General features: G+C 50.1%; 7 protein-coding genes and 2 rRNA genes. 1 reads left to right on the top strand and 8 read right to left on the bottom strand.

Annotation, left to right across the window (positions count from 1 at the left end):
- Positions 1-8: 8 nt before the first annotated feature.
- From ACXJJX_RS07255 to ACXJJX_RS07280, 6 genes are read right to left on the bottom strand one after another with little or no spacing between them, the layout of a single operon-like run.
- Positions 9-1,214 carry a LuxE/PaaK family acyltransferase gene (locus ACXJJX_RS07255; protein WP_456433645.1) on the bottom strand — a complete coding sequence of 402 codons (1,206 nt, stop codon included), beginning with the start codon at positions 1,212-1,214 and terminating at the stop codon, positions 9-11.
- Positions 1,211-2,650, bottom strand: a complete 1,440-nt coding sequence (locus ACXJJX_RS07260; protein WP_456433647.1) for a cobalamin-dependent protein — start codon at positions 2,648-2,650, stop codon at positions 1,211-1,213. The genes ACXJJX_RS07255 and ACXJJX_RS07260 overlap by 4 nt, the downstream gene beginning before the upstream one ends.
- A 4-nt stretch (positions 2,651-2,654) precedes the next feature.
- A complete protein-coding gene (locus tag ACXJJX_RS07265) occupies positions 2,655-2,969 on the bottom strand; it encodes a hypothetical protein (protein WP_456433649.1) in 315 nt (104 codons plus the stop codon).
- A complete protein-coding gene (locus ACXJJX_RS07270; protein ID WP_456433651.1) occupies positions 2,966-3,781 on the bottom strand; it encodes a cytochrome c biogenesis protein in 816 nt (271 codons plus the stop codon). Before ACXJJX_RS07270 ends, ACXJJX_RS07265 begins: the two co-directional genes overlap by 4 nt.
- A complete protein-coding gene (locus ACXJJX_RS07275; protein ID WP_456433653.1) occupies positions 3,774-5,051 on the bottom strand; it encodes a cytochrome c biogenesis ResB family protein in 1,278 nt (425 codons plus the stop codon). Before ACXJJX_RS07275 ends, ACXJJX_RS07270 begins: the two co-directional genes overlap by 8 nt.
- Positions 5,052-5,057: 6 nt before the next feature.
- Positions 5,058-6,491, bottom strand: a complete 1,434-nt coding sequence (locus ACXJJX_RS07280; RefSeq protein WP_456433655.1) for a hypothetical protein — start codon at positions 6,489-6,491, stop codon at positions 5,058-5,060.
- Between the two features lie 253 nt (positions 6,492-6,744).
- Here ACXJJX_RS07280 and ACXJJX_RS07285 point away from each other — a divergent pair, with 253 nt between their 5' ends.
- Positions 6,745-8,454, top strand: a complete 1,710-nt coding sequence (locus ACXJJX_RS07285; protein WP_456433657.1) for a cation:proton antiporter — start codon at positions 6,745-6,747, stop codon at positions 8,452-8,454.
- Between the two features lie 61 nt (positions 8,455-8,515).
- Here ACXJJX_RS07285 and rrf read toward each other — a convergent pair.
- Together rrf and ACXJJX_RS07295 are read right to left on the bottom strand one after the other, a co-directional pair.
- Positions 8,516-8,632: ribosomal RNA gene (gene rrf / locus ACXJJX_RS07290) — 5S ribosomal RNA — on the bottom strand.
- Between the two features lie 90 nt (positions 8,633-8,722).
- Positions 8,723-9,393, bottom strand: a 23S ribosomal RNA gene (locus ACXJJX_RS07295); the annotation flags it as partial.

Here is a 9,393-nt window from a genome sequence, read left to right on the forward strand (position 1 = left end):
AAGACCTCCTAAAGGTTTATTCGGCGGTAAATCTGGCCGATTTTAGCCAAACGGTGCCTTAGAAGAAATTCAGTCAGTCTATTGACCATCGCCCCCCCTGGATGGGCAAAACTTTTATCAATATAGACTTCTTCCCCTTTTTTACGCCAGCGCCCTAAAATCTCAAAACCGTCTTCTATCGCCACCCCGACATTATCCGTCTGGACAGCAAACATCTGAGCCCGATTCGTAAGATCATAGTGGCAAAGAAGCCCGACCTCTCCAGGGCCAACAGGCTTTAAGGTCTCCGGATCAACGATCTTAAGGCGTGTCCAGGGAGGAAGTTCTTTATAGCGAGGGGCCTTTTGGCCTCGAAGATGATTCCTCAGGACATTGTCAAAATAGTTGGTGCTCGTTTCCGCCATCCCTAGGACGTTGATACAGTAGGTTTCAGGGATCCCGAGAACCCTCTGGGCCTTCTCCCAGAACTCCTCCTTGCTACATTCCCCAAACTGCCCCTGATAACCACCTCCATCACAGAGCCGGCTTCCCTCCGGAAGCCTAAAGGTGAGACCTTCCTGCTCGCAGGCGTTAAAAAAATAAATGAAGGCCGAGGTGGCCCCGATAAGGGCCACAGGCTCACCGGTCTTCTCAGAAGTCTTAAGGGCGGTGAGAAGGAGCCTGAGGTCAAGCCCCCGATAGTTGATAAGAAAGGCACTGTCTTCTGAACCAAAAAGCCTTTTTACCTCCCCCAATCCCACAGCCATGCCCATACTAGGAACCAGCTTAGGTGAAGGAGCAAAGAAGAGGATCCTCATTCTTTCAATATCCGGAAAGAGATACTCCCGGCTAAGAAGGGCATTGGCCTGAATAAGGAGTTCAACAGCTCCTTTGTCTCGATAGACCTTGGCCCGACGGGTGGGATCAGTGGTGCCGCTGCTCATATAGTGTTGGACAGCCACTTCCGGAGGGAAGGTAGTGAGGACAAATTTTTTAAAGGCCAAGGAGGGAACCGGTGGGATATCCTCCCAGGAGGAAACCGTCTCCGGGGTCCTTCCGACCTTAAGGCAAAAATCACGATAAGGGGCCACCGTATGGAACTGAAGTTCAAACTCTTTGAGGGCCAGACGATTAAAGGTCTCCTCATCACCTCCCTCAAGCCCAGAGGCAATAAAGGATTTTATCTCTTCGTCAAGGTTTTGAACGAAAGGAGATCCCAGACTGTAGTCCTTCACGAGATATCCCCTCTTAAAAATCTCTTAAAGGGCAGAAGAAGATCAAACATCTCTTTGGCTAGATAGGACCTCTCCACCAAAAGATTGAGTACCGTGAGCATAAAGGCCTTTTTGTAGGCAGAAAGATCCTTGAGATTGGCAAACTTATGGGCAAAAAAACGGCCAGTAGCCGAAAACATGGCCTTTTTAAGCTCTGCCCGACTCATGGCCTCTGGCCTTATAATGGGCTCGATGAGATTATAGTGACTATAATCGTTGTCTTCGATATAGGGTTGAAATTTTTTATAAAGGGGTGTGTAGGGCCATGGGGTGAGGGGAAGAAAAAAGGCCATATCTGGATCATAGAACTTGGCTAGCTCCAGAGTTTTCTCGAGAGATTCCCGGGTTTCATCAGGGGTGCCAACCACAAAAGAGGTCTCGGAAACGATGTCAACCCCGTTAATGATGTCAAGGGCCTCCTTCGAAGCCTCCACTCGGATGTCCTTTTTAAAAAAATCTATCTTTTTCTGATCTGGCGACTCTACCCCCACGTAGATATGGCTCACTCCAGCTAGACGATATTTCTCAAGAAGGTCTTTGTCGCGGAGGATGTCATCGACCCGGGTCTCCATTAGAATCTCTATCCCCAGGTCGCGTTCGATGAGAAGATCAAGGATCCTCTCCCAGCGCTGGCGATCCCGGGTTGGATATTCATCACTTATCATGACCACATCCACCCCATAGTTAACCCGCAAGGCCTCAAGTTCGGCTACAAAGCCCTGAGGGCTCCGGGCCCGCCAGTTACCCCGCCAGAAGAGTCGCTGAGAGCAGAAAAGACAACCTGCTATACAGCCCCTTGAAGAAGAGACAATAGCCAGTCTTGATCCCGGCCGAGGATGATAGGTATAGATTGACCAATCGACTAGATCCCAGGCCGGCTGAAGTTGATCAAGATCAGCAACAAAGGACCTTTCCGGAGTAAGGAACAGGCTTCCTTCCTTAATGAAGGCCAGACCGGCCACCTTTTGAGGATCACCAGACTGGCTGAGGCATTGAACAAGCTCACAGAAGGTAATTTCTCCCTCTCCTCGGACGACAAAATCTACTACCCCGGAGGCCAACACCTCCTCAAACATAAAACTAGGATGAACATTTCCCAGAACGGTAACTATCTGAGGATCGATCTCCTTGGCCAGGGAACAGAGCTTAAGACAATCATTGACCGTGGCTGTTATAGCTCCTGTGGCCAGGATATGGGGCCTAAAAGTCTCAATCTGTCGACTGATCTCCCCCCAGCCATGATAAAGAGACATGGCGTCATAGATCATCACCTCATGGCCGGCCTTACGAACGGCCCCGGCCAGATAGACCAAACCCAGCGGTAGCCAGACGCCGGCAGCTTCCAGCATACCGCAGTGATATGGAGGAGTGACTAAGAGAATGCGTTTTGGGACCATAATCTCATCCTTTGAAGGCCAGAAGGTACCCCCCCCAGGTGGCCCCGAAAAAGACTAGGCCCAAAAGAAGGTGTTTAATCCACAACAGCCTACCCTTCAGAGAAGATTCCCCCCGGAGACGATAATCCTTCAGCCGAATGGCCCCAGTAGTGGCCACCAGGGCCAAGGCCCCTAGGGAAAGCCAGAACATAAAGACTTTGACCTCGGATATCGTCTTGCGGGTCGAAAGAAGAAATATACAAACAAGAAAGCCGGCCCAAAGACCCGTAGCCAGATCATGGATAAAACCGTTTATGATGAAAAAGATCTGACGCCTCACTTCCCCTCCCCCAAAACATACATAGTATGAAGACTCCGGCTGACCACCGGAACAACAAAAAGGGCCAGGATAAAAAAGGAAAAACAGAGGACCGTAAGCCAGGCCGCCCTTTTTCCGCTCCAGCCAAAAAATCTCTGAAGATGGAGGTCTAGCCCCAACCCCAGCCAGACAATAAGAGACCAAGTCTCAATGGGATCCCAGGCCCAATAGCGCCCCCAGCGAAGATTGGCCCAGACAGCCCCTGAGGCCGTAGCTATCGTCCAGAAGACAAAGGCTAGCCCCATAAACCGATAATTATAAAGCTCAAGGGTTCCAATGTCTTTATCACCGGAGGAGCGATACAGAAGTCTCAGACTACACCCCAGGGCAATGAGAATAGCAGCAATTGAAAGCTTGACAAAAAGTACGTGAACTGCAAGCCAGAAATAGTGGAAGGCTGTCGGAAGCCCGGGAAGACCATCATATTTAGAGAGACCTAATAAGAGGAAAAACATCCCTCCAGCGACCACCACGACCCCCGTGGGGACAAGACGCCGTAGACGGAAGACCGCCGCCAGATAAAGGGCCACGATGACCCAGGCATTAGAGGAATAGACTTCATAGGAGGTGGTGTAGGGGCCGTGGCCTACCATATACCAGCGAAGTCCGAGAGCCAGAGAATGAGACCCCAGCCCAAGGGCGACAAAGACTAAGGAGCGGAGGAGAAGTCTTTGGCGCCTGAAGAAGATCGCCGTAGTTTGAAGGACCACGGCCAAGGCGTAGATAGTCACCGAAAGCCAACTTAAGGCCATCTCCAGATTAGCCTCAAGCACCCTTTACTCCTAAGATGATTTTTTTGATTTCCTCCCTAAGATCCTCTTGTTCCTGGGGGGGAAACCCTCCAGGGGGAGGGACCCAGAAAGCGGCCTCAAGGATCCCTTCCTTCCAGAAAAGGGAGACCCGACGGGGATAAAACAGATAAATCAAGGCCGCTCCTAACACCGCCGTCAGGAGGCCAAGATAAAAGATCCACTCTCCCTGGGCCCTGGTAATGATAAGTCCTGTCCAGGGACGAAGGCGACCAAAAGTGATGACATCATCACCCAACCTAATCGACTGGCTAAAGAAAAGACGCCCTTTATAAAGAGATCTTCCTGACTCTTTTATCTCCAACCAGCCCCCTGGCCAAAGGGGACGAATATCTTGGGGATCAAAAAGATTGGGATAAAAGATGATAGAAAGACGATAGCCTGTCTGAGGGAAATCACCTCCTCCGGAAAACCCTCCCTGAGAATCCTCCGATGGATCAAGAAAATAGTGGGTGGCCAAAAAGGTCTCACCCCTTCGTAGAAAAAAGGTAGCCACAAAACCATAGTCGTGAGTCTGATAGATGGCATGCCCCTCAAAATGAATGGGGGCCTTTAGGTTTAGCTCCTCAAGGCTCTTTTGTTGCTCTTTAAAAAGAAGGAGACGACTGGTTATGTCCGTAAGTTCATCTTCCTGATAATGGGGAGTGACCTTAAGGAGAAAGAGCCCGAAGTCGGGCTCAAAATTTGCGGCCAAAAGACCAGTCTCCTCGACTAACCAGTACTTATCCAAGGGAAAAAGTTTCTCTCCTTCCATGACCTGAAGATAGCCTCTCTGCCCCCAGAGGCCCCGATAGATAAAAGAAAGCACTATAAAGAGGAGCCCAAGATGAAAGACAAAAGTCCCCCAAGATCCTAAGAAGTGACGCTCGAAAACCAGAATATCCGCAGTCTCTCCCTTTAAGGAATAGCCCCTTTTAAAGAAGTTTCTTTTAAAAAGCCTTTGGGTCAAAGACCACTGCTCTTGGCTGAGACGGCCAAGGGGCTCCCTAGGGCCCGAGGCCCTGGTTGATGCCCGCTGACGCCGGTAAAGCCTACCTAAAGTCAGAGACAAAGAAGCTGCACTAACCACAGCCAGGACAAAAAGAAAGAAATAGTTAAGCCTTTTTAGCTGATAGAGAGACCCTTTAATGTTCTTTTCAGGTAGGAAGGCATTTATTATTGAGGCCAAAAGCAAGAGAAAGATAAGCCAAGTGATAAATTCTCTCTTAAGCAGGAGACGGGAGACTTTGACCATTGGACCTTAGGGATCATAAGGACCCAGGTATTTTTTATGGTAGGTACAAGGATTAACCGTGCTATAACAATCGCGCTCATTATAACTGTCAGGGTTTGAGGCCTTGCTGAAGCCCTCAAGAGTGGCCATCTTTGTCCCGTCGGCCTGGTAGGCGGCGTATGGATCCTGATCCGTGTTATAGGCGATCAAACGCCCCCTTTTTGAACCGTGAGGTATGGCCACATGGCAGGCGACACAAGGGGCTCCATCGTAGGTGGTATTACCAAAGGTGTAGTTGTCATTGTTGTGATCACCTTTATCATGGACATTGTTGAGAAAACGTCCATTTATCTTGATCGGATGGCACTTGGCGCACAGAAGTTTGGTCTGCCAGTTACCTCGATCATTGAGAACATCTCCCAAAGTCCAGAATTTTCCTGTATCAGGCCTCAGCGGCCAAGTGTAACCATCAGCCAACATGTACTTAGTGTTTGAGGCATGAGGGCCTTCAGGGCCGGTAGAAGCGTCGTCTCCGTGACAGTCGCTACACCACATGGTCTGATCACCTACAGCTTGACTCCAGGGGGACTTAAGGCGGCCCCCATTGGTTGAGGCAATCAAGGCCCGCGGGCTATCAGAACCTGGACGATTATTAAGAGTTACAACTACGGGATGCCCAGATTTGTTGTAAGGGGCAAACTCTAGAGCCTGATCGGTCAGATAGTATTCACCGGTAACATTAGGGATAGTCGTCACCCCAGTGGATGTATTTTCTGCGGCCCCAAAGGCATAATAGGAATGGCACTTAAGACAGACTTGATATTCCTTGGCCGCCCCTCCGGAAGGATTGGCTGTCGTTGGCCTAAGCTCGCTAAAACTTGTCGGCACCGTCCAGGATGTGCTGGGCCAGTTTGGCTCAACGCCCCAGACTCCTTTTAAAAGGTTGGAGACAAGATTGTTGTCGGCCGGATTAACCGTATTGTATTGGTGGTAAGCTGTCCCCGGATAGCCGATGGTGTGGGGATTGTGGCAATCAGCACATTCAGCATGACGATTAGAGGCCCCAAGGTCAGCGGCATTTTCAAGTTTGCTTACTGTGTGCCGCCCGCCCCGTTCAACAGGATGTCGATATGTCTTGGTAAACTGGCTTTCTATATCCTTTGAAAGGGAGGGCACATTATGGCTCACACTCCCATGGCAGTAAAAACAAAGGGCCTCTTCCGAAGCGAAAAGAGCCAAAGGAGAGGGACCATTGTTGAAGGGATTGGGCTCCCCTCCTCCAATACTGGCATGCATCTCATGACAGTGGGCACAGTTGCCCACTGAATATCCCTGGGCTTGGATGGAATCTCGATTTACTCCGGAAGCTCCATGACCATGAGCTGAACCAGTATAACTCCCAGCCAAAATCAATGAAGGAAAACCAAAAATAGCCAGAAGAATACAGACAACCTGTACCACCTAATAACAACCCCCCAGCTTATTCAGCTAAACATGACCTAAAGATACAAAAAACAATCAAGTTTAATCTTATCAAGATAATTTTGTTAATAAATAAATCGAATCCTGACAAGAAAAAACTTTAAAATTAGATGCCAATGCCGTCTTGTAAGCTGTTTCTAGGGCCACATAAAGACTCCCCAAACCCCTTAGATCTTGCTAGGTTAACGGTCGGGCCTCTCTTTATTTAGGCAAACTCTTCCAGGAGAAAGCCATGGTTATCCTTCAGGATGTCCTCTATGTTCTTGGATTTGCTCTGGGCACTAGCCTTGCCTGTCATTATCTCCGGATCCCCAACCTCATTGGCTTCATTATCGCTGGGACCATTATCGGCCCTTTTGGACTTAAGCTTATCCAAAACGTCCATGAAGTCGAAATTCTCGCCGAATTAGGAGTTGTCCTCCTCTTGTTTACCATTGGCCTGGAATTCTCGCCGGCCCACCTCCAACGCCTCAAAAGAGTGGCCCTGTTGGGAGGCTCAAGCCAGATATCTCTTACTATTTTCCTGACCGGAGGCCTATACTGGTTATTTATTTCTCCAGACTCCAGCAAGGCTGCCTTTGTCGGCTCTTTTGTTGCTTTAAGCAGTACGGCTATTGTCCTGACCCTCCTCCAGCAAGGAGGCAAATTGGAGACCCCTCAGGGACAGGTCTCTCTGGGAATCCTCCTTTTTCAGGACTTGGCCATTGTCCCCCTTATCCTTTTGGTTCCCTTCTTGGCCGGTAAGGTAAGTGCAGACCTAGAATCTTTGGGGCTTATCCTTCTAAAGGGGGCCTTCCTCCTGGGATTCATCTATCTTCTGGGACGTTGGGGAGTGAGCTTTTTTATTGATATGATAGTTCGCACCCGAAGTCGGGAGCTCTTTGTCCTGGCAGTGATTACTTTTTGTTTGGCTATCGCCTGGGGGACCTATCTAGCCGGACTATCCCTCTCTCTAGGGGCTTTTTTGGCTGGTTTTGTCTTGGCCCGTTCTGAATATAGCTATCAAGCCGTAGCTAATATCCTGCCTTTCCGTGATTTCTTGAGTTGTTTTTTCTTTATATCCATCGGAATGCTTTTTAATCCCCAATTTCTCCTGGAAAACCCTATTCTCATTTTTGGACTCGCTTTCCTCTTCTTTCTCCTCAAAAGCGGGATCCTCTTAGCCGTAGTCAAGATCCTTGGCTATCCTTTAAGGATAGCCTTTATTGTCGCCTTGAGCCTCTTCCAGATCGGAGAGTTCTCCTTTGTTCTGGCCCAGGAGGCCTCAAAGGTTAATCTCCTGCCCCACCAGGAATATCAACTCCTGATCGCTGTCTCCATCCTGACCATGTTGGCCACTCCCTTTCTGATCTCTCTAGCAGAGAGATGGCAGTATCCCCTCAAGGACCGGAAACCACCTTTAACAGAAGGTGAACTCAGGGATCACATAGTAATTGTAGGCTTTGGCATTATCGGTCGAGCCCTAAGAGACGCCGCCAAAAGGATGGGTATCGATTACACCATAATTGAAATGAATCCTGAGACGGTAAAAAGAGAGAAGAAAGCCGGAGAGCCAATCATTTTTGGTGATGCTACTTATGAATACATACTCCGTGAGGCTCAGATTAAAGAAGCCAAGGTTATGGCCCTAACTATCCCCGATTATCTTGCTGGTCGTCGGGTAGTGGCCCTGGCCCGGAAAATCAATCCAGACCTTTATATCATTGCCCGTACCCGTTACGTAGCTGAAATTGAACCTCTTTTAAGACTTGGAGCTGATGAGGTCATCCCTGAAGAGTTGGTTGTTGCCTTAGAAATATTTGTCAAAAGCCTCCAGGCCTACCTTCTTCCCCGGGAGAGGATCCAGGGGCTCATCCAAGAATTTCAAAAAGAACACTACAGCCTTCTTTGCCCGCCTGGTCGCCAGAGGTATGAGAGGCCCGAGAAGGCAGCCAGAGATTAGAAGTTTTAAACATTGCTAAATAAAAAAAAGCCCAGGCATTTACCTGGGCTTTTAAGAATGATCCCGGCACCGACCTACTCTCCCACCGGGGTAACCCGGCAGTACCATCGGCCCTGGAGGGCTTAACTTCCGTGTTCGGAATGGGAACGGGTGTCTCCCCTCCGGTATGGGCACCGGGAAACTGCTATCAAACTTTAAAAAGGCAAATAAATATGGGCTTTCGCGCGCCTTTTCTGGCTCCCTGCCGCCGGTTGGATATAAATAATATGTGGTCAAGCCGCACGGCCGATTAGTACCGGTAAGCTTCACCCATCACTGGGCTTCCACCTCCGGCCTATCAACCTCCTAGTCTAGGAGGGGCCTTCAGGGACCTTACGGCCACGGGAGACCTAATCTTGGGGTGGGCTTCCCGCTTAGATGCTTTCAGCGGTTATCCCTTCCGCACATAGCTACCCAGCTATGCCGCTGGCGCGACAACTGGGCCACCAGAGGTGCGTCCACCCCGGTCCTCTCGTACTAGGGGCAGCTCCCCTCAAGTCTCCTGCGCCCACGGTGGATAGGGACCGAACTGTCTCACGACGTTCTAAACCCAGCTCACGTACCCCTTTAACGGGCGAACAGCCCGACCCTTGGGACCTTCTCCAGCCCCAGGATGGGATGAGCCGACATCGAGGTGCCAAACCTCCCCGTCGATGTGAACTCTTGGGGGAGATCAGCCTGTTATCCCCGGAGTACCTTTTATTCGATGAGCGATGGCCCTTCCACACGGAACCACCGGATCACTAAGGCCGGCTTTCGCCCCTGCTCGACCCGTCGGTCTCGCAGTCAAGCCCCCTTATGCCTTTGCACTCGACGGCGGGTTTCCAATCCGCCTGAGGGGACCTTTGCGCGCCTCCGTTACTCTTTAGGAGGCGACCGCCCCAGTCAAACTGCCCGCCA

Source organism: Thermosulfuriphilus sp. (assembly GCF_054026695.1).

Coding starts and splice junctions, on each gene's coding strand:
- ACXJJX_RS07260 (WP_456433647.1), bottom strand. CDS start 2,650: ATGGTCCCAAAACGCATTCTCTTAGTCACTCCTCCATATCACTGCGGT.
- ACXJJX_RS07275 (WP_456433653.1), bottom strand. CDS start 5,051: ATGGTCAAAGTCTCCCGTCTCCTGCTTAAGAGAGAATTTATCACTTGG.
- ACXJJX_RS07285 (WP_456433657.1), top strand. CDS start 6,745: ATGGTTATCCTTCAGGATGTCCTCTATGTTCTTGGATTTGCTCTGGGC.